This window comes from Mesorhizobium sp. WSM4989, from assembly GCF_029625795.1.
In the GTDB taxonomy this organism is placed as follows: domain Bacteria; phylum Pseudomonadota; class Alphaproteobacteria; order Rhizobiales; family Rhizobiaceae; genus Mesorhizobium.
The window spans coordinates 1,659,995-1,677,187 of the sequence record NZ_JARTVN010000001.1 but is presented as its reverse complement, the minus strand read 5'-3'; the positions used below and the strand labels follow the sequence as shown (position 1 = coordinate 1,677,187).

Annotated in this window: 18 protein-coding genes; 14 read left to right on the top strand and 4 right to left on the bottom strand. The window is 63.2% G+C overall.

Annotated features, from left to right (window positions below):
- Nucleotides 1-80: 80 nt before the first annotated feature.
- The 10 genes from P9217_RS08125 (at nucleotide 81) to P9217_RS08080 (ending at nucleotide 11,013) form a co-directional block, all read left to right on the top strand.
- Entirely contained in the window at nucleotides 81-404 is a 324-nt protein-coding gene (locus P9217_RS08125; protein ID WP_066996259.1) for a YbaB/EbfC family nucleoid-associated protein, read from the top strand.
- Nucleotides 405-620: 216 nt separating this feature from the next.
- Nucleotides 621-1,610: a cell wall hydrolase gene (locus P9217_RS08120; protein ID WP_067324486.1), complete on the top strand. Its 990-nt coding sequence runs from the start codon at nucleotides 621-623 to the stop codon at nucleotides 1,608-1,610.
- 121 nt (nucleotides 1,611-1,731) lie between these two features.
- Complete coding sequence (gene recR, locus P9217_RS08115) at nucleotides 1,732-2,337, top strand: recombination mediator RecR (protein ID WP_278086260.1); 606 nt, start codon at nucleotides 1,732-1,734, stop codon at nucleotides 2,335-2,337.
- 184 nt (nucleotides 2,338-2,521) lie between these two features.
- Nucleotides 2,522-3,796 carry a lytic murein transglycosylase gene (locus tag P9217_RS08110; protein ID WP_278086261.1) on the top strand — a complete coding sequence of 425 codons (1,275 nt, stop codon included), beginning with the start codon at nucleotides 2,522-2,524 and terminating at the stop codon, nucleotides 3,794-3,796.
- A gap of 275 nt (nucleotides 3,797-4,071) precedes the next feature.
- Nucleotides 4,072-5,709 carry an ABC transporter substrate-binding protein gene (locus P9217_RS08105; RefSeq protein ID WP_095824244.1) on the top strand — a complete coding sequence of 546 codons (1,638 nt, stop codon included), beginning with the start codon at nucleotides 4,072-4,074 and terminating at the stop codon, nucleotides 5,707-5,709.
- Between the two features lie 18 nt (nucleotides 5,710-5,727).
- Nucleotides 5,728-6,795, top strand: a complete 1,068-nt coding sequence (locus P9217_RS08100) for an ABC transporter permease (protein ID WP_095824243.1) — start codon at nucleotides 5,728-5,730, stop codon at nucleotides 6,793-6,795.
- Nucleotides 6,792-7,712 carry a nickel transporter permease gene (nikC, locus tag P9217_RS08095; protein WP_095824242.1) on the top strand — a complete coding sequence of 307 codons (921 nt, stop codon included), beginning with the start codon at nucleotides 6,792-6,794 and terminating at the stop codon, nucleotides 7,710-7,712. The genes P9217_RS08100 and nikC overlap by 4 nt, the downstream gene beginning before the upstream one ends.
- Nucleotides 7,713-7,736: 24 nt before the next feature.
- Entirely contained in the window at nucleotides 7,737-8,597 is an 861-nt protein-coding gene (locus P9217_RS08090) for an ABC transporter ATP-binding protein (protein WP_066996477.1), read from the top strand.
- Nucleotides 8,594-9,340 carry an ABC transporter ATP-binding protein gene (locus P9217_RS08085; protein WP_067324757.1) on the top strand — a complete coding sequence of 249 codons (747 nt, stop codon included), beginning with the start codon at nucleotides 8,594-8,596 and terminating at the stop codon, nucleotides 9,338-9,340. Before P9217_RS08090 ends, P9217_RS08085 begins: the two co-directional genes overlap by 4 nt.
- Nucleotides 9,341-9,735: 395 nt before the next feature.
- Nucleotides 9,736-11,013 carry a 4-aminobutyrate--2-oxoglutarate transaminase gene (locus P9217_RS08080; RefSeq protein WP_278086262.1) on the top strand — a complete coding sequence of 426 codons (1,278 nt, stop codon included), beginning with the start codon at nucleotides 9,736-9,738 and terminating at the stop codon, nucleotides 11,011-11,013.
- A 57-nt stretch (nucleotides 11,014-11,070) separates the two neighbouring features.
- Here the strand turns inward: P9217_RS08080 and P9217_RS08075 are convergent, their stop codons facing one another.
- From P9217_RS08075 to P9217_RS08060, 4 genes are all read right to left on the bottom strand, one after another.
- On the bottom strand, nucleotides 11,071-11,400 hold the full coding sequence (locus P9217_RS08075) for a type II toxin-antitoxin system RelE/ParE family toxin (RefSeq protein WP_067324496.1): 330 nt from the start codon (nucleotides 11,398-11,400) through the stop codon (nucleotides 11,071-11,073).
- On the bottom strand, nucleotides 11,401-11,631 hold the full coding sequence (locus P9217_RS08070; RefSeq protein WP_278086263.1) for a type II toxin-antitoxin system ParD family antitoxin: 231 nt from the start codon (nucleotides 11,629-11,631) through the stop codon (nucleotides 11,401-11,403).
- Between the two features lie 38 nt (nucleotides 11,632-11,669).
- A complete protein-coding gene (locus P9217_RS08065) occupies nucleotides 11,670-12,923 on the bottom strand; it encodes an FAD-dependent oxidoreductase (RefSeq protein ID WP_067324500.1) in 1,254 nt (417 codons plus the stop codon).
- A 164-nt stretch (nucleotides 12,924-13,087) separates the two neighbouring features.
- Entirely contained in the window at nucleotides 13,088-13,279 is a 192-nt protein-coding gene (locus P9217_RS08060) for a hypothetical protein (RefSeq protein WP_127214990.1), read from the bottom strand.
- 72 nt (nucleotides 13,280-13,351) lie between these two features.
- On the opposite strand from P9217_RS08060, the gene P9217_RS08055 reads away from it, so the two are divergent.
- The 4 genes from P9217_RS08055 (at nucleotide 13,352) to P9217_RS08040 (ending at nucleotide 17,154) form a co-directional block, all read left to right on the top strand.
- On the top strand, nucleotides 13,352-14,668 hold the full coding sequence (locus P9217_RS08055; RefSeq protein ID WP_067324502.1) for an imelysin family protein: 1,317 nt from the start codon (nucleotides 13,352-13,354) through the stop codon (nucleotides 14,666-14,668).
- 109 nt (nucleotides 14,669-14,777) lie between these two features.
- Nucleotides 14,778-15,089 carry a (2Fe-2S)-binding protein gene (locus tag P9217_RS08050; RefSeq protein WP_066996295.1) on the top strand — a complete coding sequence of 104 codons (312 nt, stop codon included), beginning with the start codon at nucleotides 14,778-14,780 and terminating at the stop codon, nucleotides 15,087-15,089.
- On the top strand, nucleotides 15,055-15,540 hold the full coding sequence (gene bfr, locus P9217_RS08045; protein WP_067324504.1) for a bacterioferritin: 486 nt from the start codon (nucleotides 15,055-15,057) through the stop codon (nucleotides 15,538-15,540). Before P9217_RS08050 ends, bfr begins: the two co-directional genes overlap by 35 nt.
- A gap of 12 nt (nucleotides 15,541-15,552) precedes the next feature.
- Nucleotides 15,553-17,154, top strand: a complete 1,602-nt coding sequence (locus tag P9217_RS08040; protein WP_278086264.1) for a di-heme oxidoredictase family protein — start codon at nucleotides 15,553-15,555, stop codon at nucleotides 17,152-17,154.
- Nucleotides 17,155-17,193: the final 39 nt, after the last annotated feature.

Genomic DNA, 17,193 nt, shown 5'->3' with positions numbered 1-17,193 from the left:
CGTCAGGGAAAGAGTACGGACCGGTTTCGGTCAAGATCATACTCGCGTTAACGTAGATTCCAACAAGAGGAAGTTTCACGATGAAGGATCTTCTCGGCCTGATGGGCAAGGCAAAGGAAATGCAGGCCAAGTTCCAGGCCATGCAGGATGAGATCGCCACCCTGGAAGCCACTGGGCAGGCGGGTGGCGGCCTGGTCAGCGTGACCCTGACCGGCAAGTTCGAAATGAAGGCGCTGAAGATCGATCCGTCCTTGCTGAAGGACGACGAGGTGGAGATCCTCGAAGACTTGCTGTTGGCCGCTCACAATGATGCCAAAAATAAGGTCGAGCTGGTCATGCAGGAAAAGACCAAGGCATTGACTGCGGGCTTGCCTATACCGCCCGGAATGAAATTGCCGTTCTAAGGCATCTGCCACCAGTTAATTGATTGTGAACGAAAATTGAGCCCGGGCCGCAATATTAACCATTTTGCCGGCATGCTCACGGGCTCATTTCGCGACATTCATAAAGTTTTACCCAAGTCCAGAGGTTGCTAACCATCTAGCCATCTTTTTGCCTGAAAGAGTCTCATTCTTGCCACATCTCGGGGCGGGCTGGCATCTGGAAATGAGGCTTTTTTGTTGATCGCGACGCGATGGAAGACGCCGCTGCTGCTTATCGGCATCGCCGCTTCCCCCTTGCTCCTGGCCGGCTGCAGCCAGACCGCTTCACATGGCATGTCGGTGGCGAGCCTGACCGACGCCGTCACCCCGAGCTTCCTCAGCTCGCGTTCCTATAAATACTCGATGAAGGACAAGGAGTGCCTGCAAAGGGCGATGTTCTTCGAGTCCAACCGGTCGAGCCGTGACGGCATGATCGCCGTCGGCACGGTCGTGATGAACCGGCTACGCTCGGGACAGCATGGCAGCACGATCTGCGAGGTCGTCGGCGAAAAGGGCCAGTTCGCCCCGGGCGTGCTGACGCGCCCGATGAATTCGCGGGCATTGCCAGATGTCGAGGAAGCCGCCGAGGCAGTGCTGAAAGGCGAGCGCAAGGCCAAGCTCAAGAACACGATGTTCTTCCACACCGCCGGCCTGCGTTTCCCCTACAAGAACATGCACTACACGATGGTGGCCGGCGGCAATGCCTTCTATGAGAAGCGCGGCCGCAACTGGCAGCCGTTGCCGGATGAGCCGATGGTCGCCATGGCCTCCGGCAAGTCGCAGAAGACCGACCCCACCGCTCCGGTCCTCGTCGCTTCCGCCGAGCCGGTGGTCAAGACGATCGTTCATGCTGATCCGGCCAAGCAGGCCGCTACGACCGCGGCTGCCGCGCCGGCGCTTCCGGCCAAGACCACAACCGTTGCTGCCCAGCAGACCTATGTGACGGCCTCCGCCGCGCCAGGGCAGAAGGCCGGCCGCGTCACGGCGAAGCCGATCATGGTGGCGATGCAGGAGCCGATGGAGGAGCCCGACGCCTCCCGCTTCGGCGGCACGTTGAAAGGTCGCTACATCACCTCCGTTCCGAGCGCTCCGCAGGAAGCGGCGATGGGATTCCAGTCGACGCCTGAGAACACCGACGCCATCGGCGCGCTGATTGTCAGCCAGTCCCGGCCGCTCGAAGCCTACTGAGCCAACCCGCCATCAAATGATCCGCCTTGACGGCATGGCGGATCATTTCCTGTTGCGGATGTCACCAAAGCGCTCTGAAAACCGTTTCGCACTTTTCCCGGAATTGCTCTAGATCAGAGCGATGTCGAAAAGAATCGCCGGTCCAGAGATAGAACGCCTGATCCAGCTCCTGGCCAAGGTGCCGGGGCTCGGGCCGCGTTCGGCAAGGCGCGCGGCTCTCCATCTCATCAAGAAGAAGGAGCAGCTGCTCGAGCCTTTAGCCGCAGCCATGGGCGAGGCGGCCGATAAAGTGCGCATCTGCTCGACCTGCGGCAATGTCGACACCTCCGATCCGTGCATGATCTGCACCGATCCACGCCGCGATGCCGGCACGGTTATCGTCGTCGAGGACGTCTCCGATCTCTGGGCGCTGGAACGCGCCGCCGCCATGAACGCGCGCTATCACGTGCTCGGCGGCACGCTGTCGCCGCTCGACGGCATCGGGCCGGACCAGCTCAACATCCGCTCGCTGGTAGACCGTGTCGCCGGCGGCGAGGTGAAGGAGGTGATCCTTGCCGTAAACGCCACCGTCGAGGGCCAGACCACGGCGCACTACCTGACCGATCAGCTCTCGGGTTTCGAGGTCAAGGTGACTAGGCTCGCGCATGGCGTTCCGGTCGGCGGCGAACTCGACTATCTCGACGAAGGCACGCTTGCCGCGGCGCTGCGCTCGAGGACGGCGTTTTGAGGGGAGGGGATTGGTGACTGGCGTTTTTCCCGGAAAGGCCGCACTCCGTCCCACCCCCCTCTGTCTTGCCGGACATCTCCCCCGCAAGGGGGGAGATCAGACGTCACGCCGGCTTTCGCCAATATCCAAGGTCGCAGGAAGAGGCGGGGCACCGAAACAGCCAATCTCCCCCCAAGTGGGAGAGATGTCCGGCAAGACAGAGGGGGGCGCGACAGAACGCGGCTTTTCCAAATTCGGCTTCGCATTTTTCCTTGCGGCGCTTGCCGTCCTCCTCACCCTCCCCGCTCGCGCCACGCCCATCGACAACCAATTCCAGGCCTGGCTGCAAAACGACCTCTGGCCCGAGGCCGAGGCCAAAGGCATTTCCAAAAAGACCTTCGACGCCGCCTTCATCGGCGTGAAGCCGAACCTGAAACTGCCGGATCTCGTCATGCCCGGCGAGAAGCCGGCGACGCCGCAAAAACAGCACCAGGCGGAGTTCGGTCCGCCCGCCAATTATTTCGCCGAGAAGACCATTCGGGCCGTCACCGGCGGAGGACGGTCGCGCGAGAGCGCCAACGCCCGCGTGCTTGGGCTCATCGAGAAGCGCTACGGCGTGCCTGGCGAGATCGTGCTGGCGATCTGGGGTCGCGAGACCGGCTTCGGCGCCGCCAAGATGCCCTACGACGCCTTCGAGGTGCTAGGCACCAAGGCGTTCATGTCGACGAAGAAGGATTTCTTCCGCACCGAGGTGCTGGCCGCACTAGAGATCGTCGAGCGCGGGCTCGCTCCGGTCAATGCGATGAAGTCCTCCTGGGCCGGCGCGCTCGGCCAGCCGCAATTCATGCCGACGTCCTTCCTCAAGCATGCCGTCGATTTCGACGGCGACGGCCGGCCCGACATCTGGAATTCGACGCCGGACGTGCTCGCCTCCATCGCCAACTATCTTGTCCACTATGGCTGGGTGAGGGGGCGCGGCTGGGGGACCGAGGTGATTGCGCCGGCAAACGTCTCCTGCGCGCTCGAAGGACCCGACCAGGGTAAGAAGATTTCTGACTGGGTGGCGATGGGCATCAGGCGCGCCAACGGAAAGGCGTTTCCGGCCAGTGAACTCAAGGCCGAGGGTTTCCTGCTGATGTCGGCCGGACGCAGCGGCCCCGCTTTCATCGTCACGCCGAATTTCTATGTGCTGAAGCAATACAACACCAGCGATCTCTATGCGCTGTTCATCGGCCACGCCGCCGATCGCATCGCCAAAGGCGACGCCACCTTTGCCGGTACCTGGGGGCGGGTGGGCGATCTCCACCGGTCCGATATCGCTGCCCTCCAGCAAGCGCTGGAGGCGAAGGGCTACGATGTCGGCAGCGCCGACGGCCTGCCCGGCTTCAAGACACGCCGCTCGATCGGCGTCTGGCAAGCGAAGAACGGCAAGACCGCCACCTGCTTTCCGGACGCGAACCTGGTCGCGCAGCTGAAATGACGGGCGACTTCCAAGCGGCCAAGATTTGGCAGATTTTTCCCAATCGACGGCTTCGGCTAGCCGGCGCCTGGGTAGACTCGCGGTGGCCCATTCTGGCCCAATAAGCTGTCTCGAAAAATGCGCGTTGCGGGTTCGAACGCCGCCGAATAGGGTGTTGACCAACTGGACAAAAACCACGACGGTAAGGTCGGTGGGCCGTCGATCGGTCCCAAGGAATTCTGCAACCCTGAGCCGGGAACTCAGGTCAACAATCAACAAAACAGGGAACGACTACCATGATGCTGGAAAGGTTTGCTCTTCGCTCTCGTGGCTTTCTCGCGGGTGTGGCGATGTCGGCGCTGCTCGCGGTGCCGGCCTTTGCGGTCACGCCTGCCGACACGTTGGTCGAAGGCTTCGCCTTCGACGATATCATCTCGATGGATCCGGGCGAAGCGTTCGAGCTGTCAACCGCTGAGGTTACCGGCAACACCTACGATCTCCTGGTTCGCCTCGACCTCAGCGACACCTCCAAAGTCAAGGGCGATCTCGCCGAGAGCTGGACTATTTCCGACGACGGCCTGACCTACACCTTCAAGCTCAAGCCCGGAATGAAGTTCGCCTCCGGCAATCCGATCACCGCCGCCGACGTCGCCTATTCCTTCGAGCGCGCGATCAAGCTGGACAAGAGCCCCGCCTTCATCATCAACCAGTTCGGCATCAGCGGCGACAACGTCACCGAAAAGGCCAAGGCGGTCGACGACACCACCTTCCAGTTCGTTGTCGACAAGGCCTATGCGCCGAGCTTCGTGCTCAACTGCTTGTCGGCTACCGTCGCCTCGGTCGTCGACAGCAAGCTGGTCAAGGAACATGTCGCCGCCGTCACGCCGAGCGCCGACTACAAATGGGACAACGACTTCGGCAATGCCTGGCTGAAGACCGGCTATGCCGGCTCCGGCCCTTACAAGCTGCGCGAATGGCGCGCCAATGAAGTCGTCGTTCTGGAACGCAACGACAACTACAACGGCGAGAAGGCCAAGATCGCCCGCGTTATCTACCGCTTCATGAAGGAAAGCTCGGCGCAGCGTCTGGCGCTCGAGGCCGGCGATATCGACGTCGCCCGCAACCTCGAGCCGAACGATCTCGACGCCATCGCCAAGAATGGCGATCTCACCACCACCAGCGCGCCGAAGGGCACGGTCTATTACATCAGCCTCAACCAGAAGAACGCCAACCTCGCCAAGCCGGAGGTTCGGCAGGCCTTCAAGTACCTGGTCGACTATGATGCGCTGGGCTCGACCATCCTCAAGGGCATCGGCGAGATCCACCAGTCCTTCCTGCCCAAGGGCGACCTCGGCGCCATCGACGACAACCCGTTCAAGCTCGATGTCGCCAAGGCGAAGGAGCTGCTGGCCAAGGCCGGCCTGCCTAACGGCTTCAGCGTGACCATGGACGTACGCAGTAAACAGCCGGAGACAGGCATGGCGGAATCGATCCAGCAGACGCTGGGTCAGGCCGGCATCAAGCTGGAGATCATTCCCGGTGACGGCAAGCAGACGCTGACCAAATACCGCGCCCGCAACCACGACATCTATATCGGCCAGTGGGGCCAGGACTATTTCGACCCGAATTCCAATGCCCAGACCTTCGCCTCGAACCCGGACAATTCCGACGCCGCCAAGATCAAGACCCTGGCCTGGCGTAATGCCTGGGACATTCCGGACCTGACCAAGCAGACCGAGGCGGCGCTGCTGGAGAAGGATTCGGCTAAGCGCGCCGACATGTACAAGGATCTGCAGAAGAAGATCCTCGACACCAGCCCCTTCGTCGTCATCCACCAGCAGCTCGAAGTGGCGGGCCTGCGCAAGAACCTCAAGGGCTTCGCGCTCGGACCGAGCTTCGACACCAACTTCGTCGGTGCGGTCTCGAAGGAATAGCGTTCTCGGACGCGCCGCGTGAGCATAGTTGAAAACCAGGCGGTGGCCGGGCGCGGCAGCGCCCGTGCCGTCGCCATTCTATCCGCGCTCGGCAGTTTCCTGGTCATCGCGGTGACGACCTATCTCGGTCTTCTCGCTGTGACCTTCTTCATCGGCCGCGTCATTCCCATCGATCCGGTGCTGGCCGTGCTCGGCGACCGGGCCCCTACTGCCGTCGTCGAGCGCACGCGCCGCGAGATGGGCCTCGACCTGCCGCTGATCCAGCAGTTCTACATCTACGTCAAAAACGCGCTCAGCGGCGATTTCGGCACTTCGGTGCTGACCACCAATCCGGTGATGTCCGACATCCGCCGCGTCTTTCCGGCGACCATCGAGCTGGCGACGCTCGGCACGATCATCGGCGCCGTCATCGGCGTGCCGCTCGGCGTGCTCGCTGCTGTCCGTCGCGGCAGTTTCGTCGACCAGATCGTGCGCATCATCGGCCTTATCGGCTATTCCGTGCCGATCTTCTGGCTGGGGCTCCTCGGCCTCGTCCTGTTCTACGCCAAGCTGCAATGGGTCGCCTTTCCGGCGCGGCTCGACGTCGTCTACGAATACACTTTCACGCCGATCACCGGCTTCTACCTGCTCGATGCGGCCATGCAGGGACAGTGGGATGTCTTCTACGACGCCTACCGCCACATCATCCTGCCGGCCTCCCTGCTTGGCTATTTCGCGCTCGCCTATATCAGCCGCATGACGCGCTCCTTCATGCTGAACGAGATGGCGCAGGAATATATCGTCGCCGCGCGCGCCAAGGGCCTGTCGGAGACGCGCATCATCTGGGGCCACGCGCTGCGCAACGCCGCTGTGCCGATGGTGACGGTGATCGCGCTTTCCTATGCCAGCCTGCTCGAAGGCTCGGTGTTGACCGAGACCGTCTTCTCCTGGCCGGGCATCGGCCTCTACATCACCAATTCATTGCAGAACGCCGACATGAACGCGGTGCTCGGCGGCACCATCATCATCGGCTCGGTCTTCATCGCCATCAACCTTCTGTCGGACCTGCTCTATCGGCTCCTCGATCCACGGACGAAAGTCGAATGAGCGCCGAGACGATGCAAACCCGTCGCGAATGGCTGCTCAGCGAGCGGCCGTCCTCGCGCATGCAGGCAAGGCTCGGCCGCGCCTATGTGGCCTGGCGGCGCTTCACAGCCAACCGGCTCGCGCTCGTCGGTTTGCTCATCATTCTCGCGTTGGTGGTGGTAGCCGCGCTTGCCGGCGTGCTGGCACCCTACTCGCCAACCGTGGGTGACCTGAAGAATGCCCGTCTGCTGGCGCCGAGCGCCGCGCATTGGTTCGGCACCGACGACCTCGGCCGCGATATCTACTCGCGCATCCTCTACGGCTCGCGCTGGACGCTCTATGTCGTCATCCTCGTCGCCATCATCGCCGCGCCCATCGGCCTGCTGGTCGGCACCGTCGCAGGCTATGCCGGCGGCTGGACCGATGCCATTTTGATGCGCATCACCGACATCTTCCTGGCTTTCCCGAAGCTGGTGCTGGCGCTGGCCTTCGTTGCGGCGCTCGGCCCCGGCATCGAGAACGCGGTGCTGGCGATCGCCATCACCTCCTGGCCGCCTTACGCGCGCATCGCGCGCGCCGAGACGCTGACGGTGCGCAATTCCGACTACATCAAGGCGGTGCAATTGATGGGTGCCTCGCCCTTCCGCATCGTGCTGCGCCACATCATGCCGCTCTGCATCTCCTCGCTGATCATCCGGGTGACGCTCGACATGGCGGGCATCATCCTCACCGCCGCCGGCCTCGGCTTCCTCGGCCTCGGCGCGCAGCCGCCGCTGCCCGAATGGGGCGCGATGATTGCGTCCGGCCGCCGCTTCATCCTCGACCAGTGGTGGGTGGCTGCCGCGCCAGGCGCTGCCATCCTCATCGTCAGCCTCGGCTTCAACCTGCTCGGTGACGGCCTGCGCGACGCGCTCGATCCCCGGAGTGGCGACCAATGAGTGGCGACCGATGAGCGGCAACCAATGAGCGGCAATTCCGATAGGCAAACGAAAGGCACGCTGCTCGAAGTCGACGATCTGCGCGTCACTTTCCCGACACGCACCGGAATCGTGCAGGCGGTTCGCGGCGTTTCCTTCTCGCTCGGCCGCGAGCGGCTGGGCATCGTCGGCGAGAGCGGCTCCGGCAAGTCGCAGACCGGCCGCGCCATCATGGGCCTGACACCGCCGCAGGCCGAGGTGTCGGCGAAAAAGCTGCGCTTCGACGGCATCGACCTGCTCTCGGTGTCATCCAGCCGGCGCCGTGCGCTGCGGGGAAACCGCATCGCCATGATCCTGCAGGACCCGAAATACTCGCTCGATCCGGTGATGACCATCGGCCGCCAGATCGTCGAGACGCTGCGCACGCATGAGAAAGTTGGAAAGGCCGAAGCGCGCGAGCGCGCGCTGGAGATGCTTCGGGCGGTCCAGATTCGCGATCCGGCCCGTGTCTTCGACCTTCACCCGCATGAGGTCTCGGGCGGCATGGGCCAGCGCGCGATGATCGCCATGATGCTGATCGCCGGGCCGGAACTGATGATCGCCGACGAGCCGACCTCGGCGCTCGACGTCACCGTGCAGCTCGATGTGCTGAACATTCTCGATAGGCTGGTCGCCGAGCGCGGCATGGGGCTGATCTTCATTTCGCATGATCTGCGCCTGGTGTCCTCCTTCTGCGACCGCGTGGTCGTCATGTATGCCGGCAAGGTGGTCGAGCAGCTCAAGGCGTCCGAGCTGCGCGAGGCCCAGCATCCCTATACGCGCGGCCTGCTCAACTGCATGCCGAGGATCGGCTTCGAGCGACACCCGCTGCCGGTGCTCGACCGCAAGCCGGAGTGGGCGGCATGACGGCCGCCATCACCATCGAAGGGCTGGAGGTGATTTTCGACCGCTTCCGCGCGCTGAAGGGCGTTAAACTCGAAGTCAGGGAAGGCGAGTCCTACGGCCTGGTTGGCGAAAGCGGCTCCGGCAAGTCGACCCTGCTCAAGGCAATCACCGGCCTTGCGCCTGTCGCTGCCGGCACCATCGCTATCAACGGCAAGACGCTTGGCAAGACCCGCGACAAGGCCTTTTACCGCGACGTGCAGATGGTCTTCCAAGATCCGTATGGGTCGCTGCATCCGCGCCAGACCGTCGACCGGCTGCTGCAGGAACCGCTCGCCATTCACGCAATCCAGGATGGCGAGAAGCGCATCGAGCGCGCGCTGGACGAAGTCGGCCTCGGCAAGGGTTTCCGCTTCCGCTATGCGCACCAGCTCTCCGGCGGCCAGCGCCAGCGTGTCGCGATCGCCCGCGCGCTGATCCTCGAACCTTCGATCCTTTTGCTCGACGAGCCGACCTCGGCGCTCGATGCTTCTGTCCAGGCCGAGGTGCTGAACCTGCTCGAAGAGGTGCGGCGGCGGCGCAAGCTCACCTTTCTGATGGTCAGTCACGACCTCGCCATCATCACCCATATGTGCGAACGGCTGATGGTGATGCAGAACGGCGAAGCGGTGGAGACGCTGACCGCAAGCCAGCTGATCGGCCACCGCGTGAGCGAGGATTATACGCGCAACCTGCTTCGGGCGAGCGAGGGGTTTGTGAGGGTGTAGTTTTCTCTCGCAGGTTCGCGACGGGGTGCGACCTGGCTTTTAACTCTCCGCAGCAACGATCACGTCTGCTTTGGCGCCATCCCGCACCCGACATGCAGGGCGGAGCGGCAAGGACGGCAAGGCGGACGATGTCGCGTTCCTGCTCATGGTTCCCTCGGCCCGCGGGAAGCCGCTCCCGGCAGCGGCACGTCGCGGCTGCAGCGAGGATAATCGATCGGCCGGAAAAGGAAACTGTTTCTGCCTGACGATCGACTGGCTGGTCGAGATCGATTTCGGCCTTGCGGCAGGTCCAATCGACTGGGCCAATGTGCCGACTTGAGGAAAACCTGAAATAAGGTCAGAAGAGGCTTTGACGGCATCAAAACGGAGCGGGCGCCGGCCCGATGAGGTGTGAGATGAAGAATTCAGCCATTTCCGAACGCAAGAACCAGTCGATCTCGCGCGGCGTCGGCATGACCACGCAGATCTACGCCGATCGTGCCGAGAATTCGGAAATCTGGGACGTCGAGGGCCGCCGATACATCGACTTCTCGTCGGGCATTGCGGTGGTCAACACGGGTCACCGCCATCCGAAAGTGATCGAGGCGGTCAAGGCGCAGCTCGACCGCTTCACCCACACTTGCCATCAGGTCGTTCCTTACGAGAGCTATGTGCGCCTCGCCGAGCGCCTGAACGGCATGCTGCCCGGCAAGTTCGACAAGAGGACCGTCTTCGTCACCACCGGCGCCGAGGCGGTCGAGAACGCCATCAAGATCGCGCGCAACGCCACCGGTCGCCAGGCGGTTATCGCCTTTTTCGGCGGCTTCCACGGCCGCACCTTCATGGGCATGGCGCTGACCGGCAAGGTCGTGCCTTACAAGGTTGGCTTCGGCGCCATGCCGGCCGATGTCTTCCATGCGCCGTTCCCGGTCGCGCTGCACGGCGTGTCGGTCGCGGATTCGCTTGCAGCGCTCGACAAGTTGTTCAAGGCCGATGTCGATCCGGCCAGGGTCGCGGCCATCATTGTCGAGCCGGTGCAGGGCGAGGGCGGCTTCTACGAGGCGCCGCGCGATTTCATGGCAGCACTGCGCAAGACCTGCGACCAGCACGGCATCCTTCTTGTCGCCGACGAGGTGCAGACCGGCTTTGCCCGCACCGGCAAGATGTTCGCGATGGAGCACCATGACGTGGCGCCGGATCTCACCACCATGGCCAAGAGCCTCGCCGGCGGGTTCCCGCTGTCGGCCGTCACCGGCCGCGCCGAGATCATGGACGCGCCTGGACCGGGCGGGCTCGGCGGCACCTATGGCGGCAGCCCGATCGGCGTCGCCGCGGCGCATGCCGTGCTCGACGTCATCGAGGAAGAAAAACTGAGCGAGCGCGCCAACGCGCTCGGCGCCAGGCTGAAGCAGCGGCTGGCGTCGATCCGCGAGGACGTGCCGGAGATCGTCGACATCCGCGGCCCGGGCTTCATGAACGCCGTCGAGTTCAATGATGTGAAGAAGGGCCTGCCCTCGGCGGAATTAGCCAATGCGGTGCGGCTGAAGGCGCTCGACAAGGGCCTCATCCTGCTCACCTGCGGCGTCTACGGCAACGTCATCCGCTTCCTGTCGCCAATCACCATCCAGGACGGCGTCATGACGGAGGCGCTGGATATATTGGAGACCTCGATCCGCGAGGCGCGCGCGGCCTAAGGGGCGGACAGTGCGAATGATTCTCCTGGCGGCCCAGGCCGGTGCGGCAACTCGCCGTCAGGAGTTCGGATTCTGTAACCAGGCTGGAATATCCATTTTGGCGTGCAGGACCCGCCACACATCGATATGATCGGCCTGTTCGACATAGAAAATCAGGTACGGATAGCGCTTCAATTGCACACTGCGCAGACCGGGTAGTCCAATCGCATAGCTATATCTCAGCGAGCCCGATGCAGGATGGTTGGCTATCACTTTGTAGGCAGTTTGAAGATCCTCGACATAGGCTAGCGCCACGTGCGAACCAGCTTCGCGTGCATAATAATCGACAGTGTCTTCGATATCCCGCAAGGCAAGGGCACGAGGAATAATTGCCTTTACGGCAACCAATTATTGGCCCAGCGCTCGCTTGCGCAGCGCCGCGAAATAGTCGTCACCGACAGGAGCGCCTGGCGCGGACGAAGCGCCTTCAAGAAGCAGACCGCGCAAACGCTGACGATCCTGATCGTGGCGAATCAATTCACGCACATATTCGCTGCTCGTGCCGTAGCCGCGCTCCGTCACCTGCTGATCGACAAAATCCTTCAAGCTGTCGGGCAGTGAGATATTCATCGTGCTCATTCAACCAATGTAAGGCTGATGGCAAAAATTGGCAATCTCTACGCGCTGGCCCTTGCCGGCTCGTCCTGGCTGAAGGCCGCAAGCGCCGCCTTCAGCGCATCCGGCCCGGCTGCCACGGTGTGAGGCGCGGGCGAGAAGCCGGCGCCGAGCATCTTGCGGCCGAGCATGTGGTCGGCCGGGCGGTTGACGGATTCGATGCCCAGCAGCCGGTTGCCGGCATAGTGGTAGATCGAGAACCTGTTCTCGGCCGGCTCGCCCAGCACGACATGGCTGTCGCCGCCTTGCGTCAGGCCGACCATCTGCAACTTCATGTCGCCGATATCCGACCAGAACCAAGGCACGGCCGCGAAGGGTTCGGCATGGCCGACGATGGTGCGCGCGGCAAGCCGCGCCTGGTCGGTGGCGTTCTGCACCGATTCCAGCCGCACGTCGCCGCCGGTGAACCAGTGCCGGTAGGAGGCGGCATCGCCGACGGCGAGGATTTCCGGGATCGAGCTCTGCATATGCTGGTCGACGCGGATGCCGTTGGCGATCGCGATGCCGGCGGCTTCGGCCAGCTCGACATTGGGCACCACGCCGATGCCGATGATCACCAGTTGCGCCGGCAGGCGCTCGCCGCTTGACGTGATCGCGGCCGAAACGCGGCCGCCTTCGCCTTCCAGACGGGCAACCGTGGTGCCGGTGAGCAGGCGCACGCCCATCGCCTCCAGGCGCTGGCGCACATGCGCCGCGATTGCCGGCGCCACGGCGCGGCCGAGAAGCCTGTCGAGCGCCTCGACGACGGTGACCCTGCGGCCGGCGGCCCTCAGCGTCGCTGCGATTTCGAGGCCGATGAAGCCGCCGCCGAGGATGACGACCTCCTCGCTCTGCGCGCTCAACTCGCGGATCAGCCGCGCATCGGCCAGCGAGCGCAGCGACACCACGCCGGCGAGCTCCGCGCCATCGAGCTTGAGGAGGCGCGGCCGCGAGCCGGTGGCCAGCACCAGCCGGTCGAAGGCAATTGTGCCGCCGCCGGAAACGTCCAGCCTGCGCTCGCCACCATCGATCCTGTCGATCCAAACGCCCGGCCGGTAGTCGATGGCATTGCCGGAATAGAAGGCCTCGCCGCGCAAAGGCTGCGGCTTGGCGTCGGCATCCTTGATGAAGGTCTTGGACAGCGGCGGCTTGTGATAGGGCGGCTCGTTCTCGTCGCCGATCAGGATGACAGGCCCGTCATAGCCTTCCTCACGCAGGCTAGCGGCCGCCTGCACGCCCGCATGACCCGCACCGACAATGACCACCCCGTTCTTCATCGCAGCCCTTTTTGCCTTCAAATCTAGGATCTTCCGCCAAGTGGCGATTGTCTGCCGCCGCCGCAAGAGCCGTGGTCCGGGTCGCACCCAGGATGGCCGCCTGTCAATCCGGATATCCGCCGCATGCGCCGCCTTAAAGTTGATAATTCCAGTTTAGAATAATTCTAAACTGTTGTTTCAATTGAATTTTCTCTGTACCGCCAGTTGACTTCCAGCCGCTCCGCCGCTTTATGGAGGGCTGCGCCGCTGGCGCATTCCTTTGATGTCTGGGCCTTGAACCCTTTCGATTGGAGGCATTTCGGTGTCTTTTGCTGATTGGCCGCGCCATTGCGCGGCAACTTTGCCTTTCCGGTCATTCGTGCTTGCGCTGGCGCCGCGCGCCGGCGGCCGCATGCCTATGTGATTGAATTTCTGAGGAGATGGGATTGATGAAAGCGATAATCACGCCGCGAACTATTGCGCTACGTTGGGGCACCAGGCTTGCCGCGATCGGCGCCACCGCGGCGCTGACGGCGGCCGTGTTCGTGCTGCCGGCGAAGGCCGAAACCGATGCGAAGGCGGTGATCAAGACCTATGCCGACATCGCGCTCGCCAAATACGAGGATTCGCTGATCACGGCTGAGGCGCTCGACAAGGCCGTCGACGCGCTTCTCGCCAAGCCCTCGGCAGAGACGCTCAACGCTGCACGCGACGCCTGGAAGGCGGCGCGCGTGCCTTACCAGCAGACCGAGGTCTACCGCTTCGGCAACAAGATCGTGGACGACTGGGAAGGCAAGGTGAATTCCTGGCCGCTGGACGAAGGCCTGATCGACTATGTCGCCAAGAGCTACGGCACCGAGTCGGACGAGAACTCGCTCTATACGGCGAACGTCATTGCGAACAAGGAGATCGAGATCAACGGCAAGAAGGTCGACGCCTCGAAGCTGACGCCGGAGTTCCTGTCAGGCACGCTGCAGGAAGCCGGCGGCGTCGAGGCCAATGTCGCGACCGGCTATCACGCCATCGAATTCCTGCTTTGGGGCCAGGATTTGCACGGCACCGGTCCAGGCGCCGGCGAGCGCCCGTACACCGACTACGATCTCAAGAACTGCACTGGCGGCAATTGCGACCGCCGCGCGGAATATCTGAAGTCGGCAAGCGACCTTCTGGTCTCCGACCTGCAGGAGATGGTCAACAACTGGAAGGAAGACGGCGCCGCGCGCAAGACCCTCGTCGATGGCGAGCCGAATTCCGGCATCTCCACCATCCTCACCGGCATGGGATCGCTCTCCTATGGTGAACTGGCCGGCGAGCGCATGAAGCTCGGCCTTTTGCTGCACGATCCGGAGGAGGAGCAGGACTGCTTCTCGGACAACACCTACAACTCGCATCTCTATGATGCGATCGGCATCCGCGCCGCCTATCACGCCAACTATACGCGTCTCGACGGCACCGTGGTTTCCGGCCCGTCGGTGTCGGACATGATGAAGGTGGCCGATCCGGCGATCGACAAGGAACTGTCGGACAAGCTCGATACTTCGGTCGCCAAGATGGAAGCGATCAAGGCGCGGGCGCTGGCCGGCGAGGCCTATGACCAGCAGATCGCCGAGGGCAATGCGGAAGGCAACGCCACGGTGCAGGCGGCGATCGACGCGCTGATCGACCAGACCAAGTCGATCGAACGCGCGGTCGGCTCGCTCAAGCTCAATGCCATCGCGTTCGAGGGCTCCGACAGCCTTGATGCTCCGGACAAGGTGTTCAAGTAGCACCCGAGCATGATCCCAAAAAGTGGAAGCCGGTTTTTGGACAAGATCATGCTCAATTGAGAAACAAGCCAAACGGCGCCAGAACAGTGCCGCCAGCCAGAGCAAGTGAATGCTGATCTGCCATTGCAACATCATCACCGAGAAGGAGATCGAGCAGACGATCATCGGTCTGCTGGATGAAGATCCCTGGCAGCTTATCGTGCCGGCCAAGGTCTATCATGCCATGCGCAAGCGCGGCCGCTGTTGCGGCTGCTTTCCAAATGTGGTGGAAACGATCATTCGGGTCACCGAGAATTACCACGCCCGTTCAGAGGGGAGCGGCGCGGATATCGTTTCACACCTGGACCGCGTCAGAGGACTGCGCGGCCAATTCGGGAGCAGAACCCATGAAAGGCGAACCGCAGGTCATCGAGCGGCTTAACGAAGCCCTGTTTCTGGAGCTTGGTGCCGTCAATCAGTACTGGGTCCATTATCGTCTGCTCGAAGACTGGGGCTACACCAAGCTGGCGAAGAAGGAGCGGGCGGAATCGATCGAAGAAATGCATCACGCCGACCGGCTGGTTGCCCGCATCATCTTCCTCGAAGGCCATCCGAACCTGCAGTCGGTCGCGCCGTTGCGTATCGGCCAGAATGTAAAGGAAGTGCTCGAATCCGATCTCGCCGGCGAATATGACGCGCGCACCTCCTACAAGCGCTCGCGCGAGATTTGCCAGGATGCGGGCGACTATGTGTCGATGAAACTGTTCGAGGATCTGCTGACGGACGAGGAAGGCCACATCGACTTCCTGGAGAGTCAGCTCGACCTGCTCGCCTCGATCGGCGAGGAAAAGTACGGCCAGCTCAACGCCGACTCGGCCAACGAGGCGGAGTAAGGACATGCGGGAATGCGGCGCCCGATAGATTTTTCGCGCCGCTCATGGCGGGCCGAGATAGCCGGCCTGCTGCTCCCGAGGAACCCGCGATACCGGATCTGGCGCGGTGCCACGCTCCTGCTGGCAATCACGCTTTCTGCTCCCGCCATGGCGGGCGAGCCGGCGGGTCTGCCGACGAGCCGCACAGATCTGACGCCGGGGGATCAGGCGCGGGTGTTGGCGGTCACCAAGCCTACGACCGACTTTACAAAGCCCGAACCGTTCGAGCTGATGCAGGGCGGCGCCGGCACGTCGAGGAAGGACGTCAACCGCGACGCCTTCTCGCAGCCTTCCGCCAACATCACCTTCGAGGAGGAAGGGACCTTCAAGCTCGGCAATGCGCTTTTCCGCAAGAACTGGGTGTCGTCGCCGTCATCGACCCAGGCGTCCGACGGGCTCGGTCCGCTGTTCAACGAACGCGCCTGCCAGAACTGCCATCTGAAGGATGGTCGCGGCCGACCGCCGGGAAGCGGCGCAGGCTCGACCTCGATGTTCTTGCGGCTGGCGCGCGATGCAAGCAATGCCGAGGAGAGAGCCGAACTTGCCAACCATAAGCTGCTGAATTTCCCCGATCCTGTCTATGGCTCGCAATTGCAGGATCTGGCGGTTCCCGGCCTCAAGGGTGAAGGCCGCATGCGCATCGACTATTCGGAAGAGAAGGTAACGCTGGGCGACGGTGCCGTCGTTTTGCTGCGCAAGCCCCGCTACTCGGTCGAGAATCCGGGCTATGGCCCGCTCGACCCGCGCACGACGTTGTCGCCGCGCCTGACGCCGCCGATGATCGGGCTCGGCCTGATTGAGCAGATCGCCTCGGCCGACATCCTCGCCCTTGCCGATCCGGATGACCGCGACAGCGACGGCATCTCCGGCCGGCCGAACATAGTTCGCGAGGAGTTGAGCGGCGCGATAACTTTGGGCCGCTTCGGCTGGAAAGCGCAGGCCGCGTCGATCCGGCAGCAGGCCGCCGATGCCTTTGCCGGCGATATCGGCATCTCGACGCCTGAAGTGCCGAAGCATTGGGGGGATTGCACCGAGGCTGAGAAGGCGTGCCTTACCCTGCCGAACGGCGTCCAAGAGCGCCTGGGCGCGGCGGAAGCGCCGCCCCCGGTCATGGACCTCGTCACCTTCTATTCGCAGAACCTCGCTGTGCCGGCGCGGCGCGACCTCGACAAGCCGGAGGTTCTTTCCGGCAAGAAGCAATTCTACGAGATGGGCTGCATTTCCTGCCACACGCCGAAATTCGTCACCATGCACGGCACGCCCAACAAGGCGCATGCCTTCCAACTGATCTGGCCCTATTCCGATTTCCTGCTGCACGACATGGGCGAGGGCCTCGCCGACGGGCAGCGCGTGGGGGAGGCGAGCGGCAGCGAATGGCGCACGCCGGCGCTCTGGGGCATCGGCCTGACCGCCACGGTCAACGGCAACAGCTTCTATCTGCATGACGGCCGCGCGCGGACGCTCGAAGAGGCGATTTTGTGGCACGGCGGCGAGGGCCAGAAGGCGCGCGACCGCTTCGCCCGCGCAGCTGCCGCCGACCGCGATGCGCTGATCAAATTCCTGGAGTCGCTCTGATGTTTAACCGTCGCGCCGCCGCGCTTGCCCTTCCTTTCT

Bases quoted from the DNA above. Each gene is read 5' to 3' on its own strand.
- P9217_RS08040 (WP_278086264.1), top strand. From the start codon at position 15,553: ATGCGGCGCCCGATAGATTTTTCGCGCCGCTCATGGCGGGCCGAGATA.
- nikC (WP_095824242.1), top strand. From the start codon at position 6,792: ATGAGCGCCGAGACGATGCAAACCCGTCGCGAATGGCTGCTCAGCGAG.
- P9217_RS08110 (WP_278086261.1), top strand. From the start codon at position 2,522: ATGTCCGGCAAGACAGAGGGGGGCGCGACAGAACGCGGCTTTTCCAAA.
- P9217_RS08125 (WP_066996259.1), top strand. From the start codon at position 81: ATGAAGGATCTTCTCGGCCTGATGGGCAAGGCAAAGGAAATGCAGGCC.
- bfr (WP_067324504.1), top strand. From the start codon at position 15,055: ATGAAAGGCGAACCGCAGGTCATCGAGCGGCTTAACGAAGCCCTGTTT.
- P9217_RS08085 (WP_067324757.1), top strand. From the start codon at position 8,594: ATGACGGCCGCCATCACCATCGAAGGGCTGGAGGTGATTTTCGACCGC.
- P9217_RS08105 (WP_095824244.1), top strand. From the start codon at position 4,072: ATGATGCTGGAAAGGTTTGCTCTTCGCTCTCGTGGCTTTCTCGCGGGT.
- P9217_RS08070 (WP_278086263.1), bottom strand. From the start codon at position 11,631: ATGAGCACGATGAATATCTCACTGCCCGACAGCTTGAAGGATTTTGTC.
- P9217_RS08080 (WP_278086262.1), top strand. From the start codon at position 9,736: ATGAAGAATTCAGCCATTTCCGAACGCAAGAACCAGTCGATCTCGCGC.
- P9217_RS08090 (WP_066996477.1), top strand. From the start codon at position 7,737: ATGAGCGGCAATTCCGATAGGCAAACGAAAGGCACGCTGCTCGAAGTC.
- recR (WP_278086260.1), top strand. From the start codon at position 1,732: ATGTCGAAAAGAATCGCCGGTCCAGAGATAGAACGCCTGATCCAGCTC.
- P9217_RS08055 (WP_067324502.1), top strand. From the start codon at position 13,352: ATGAAAGCGATAATCACGCCGCGAACTATTGCGCTACGTTGGGGCACC.
- P9217_RS08060 (WP_127214990.1), bottom strand. From the start codon at position 13,279: ATGACCGGAAAGGCAAAGTTGCCGCGCAATGGCGCGGCCAATCAGCAA.
- P9217_RS08065 (WP_067324500.1), bottom strand. From the start codon at position 12,923: ATGAAGAACGGGGTGGTCATTGTCGGTGCGGGTCATGCGGGCGTGCAG.
- P9217_RS08050 (WP_066996295.1), top strand. From the start codon at position 14,778: ATGCTGATCTGCCATTGCAACATCATCACCGAGAAGGAGATCGAGCAG.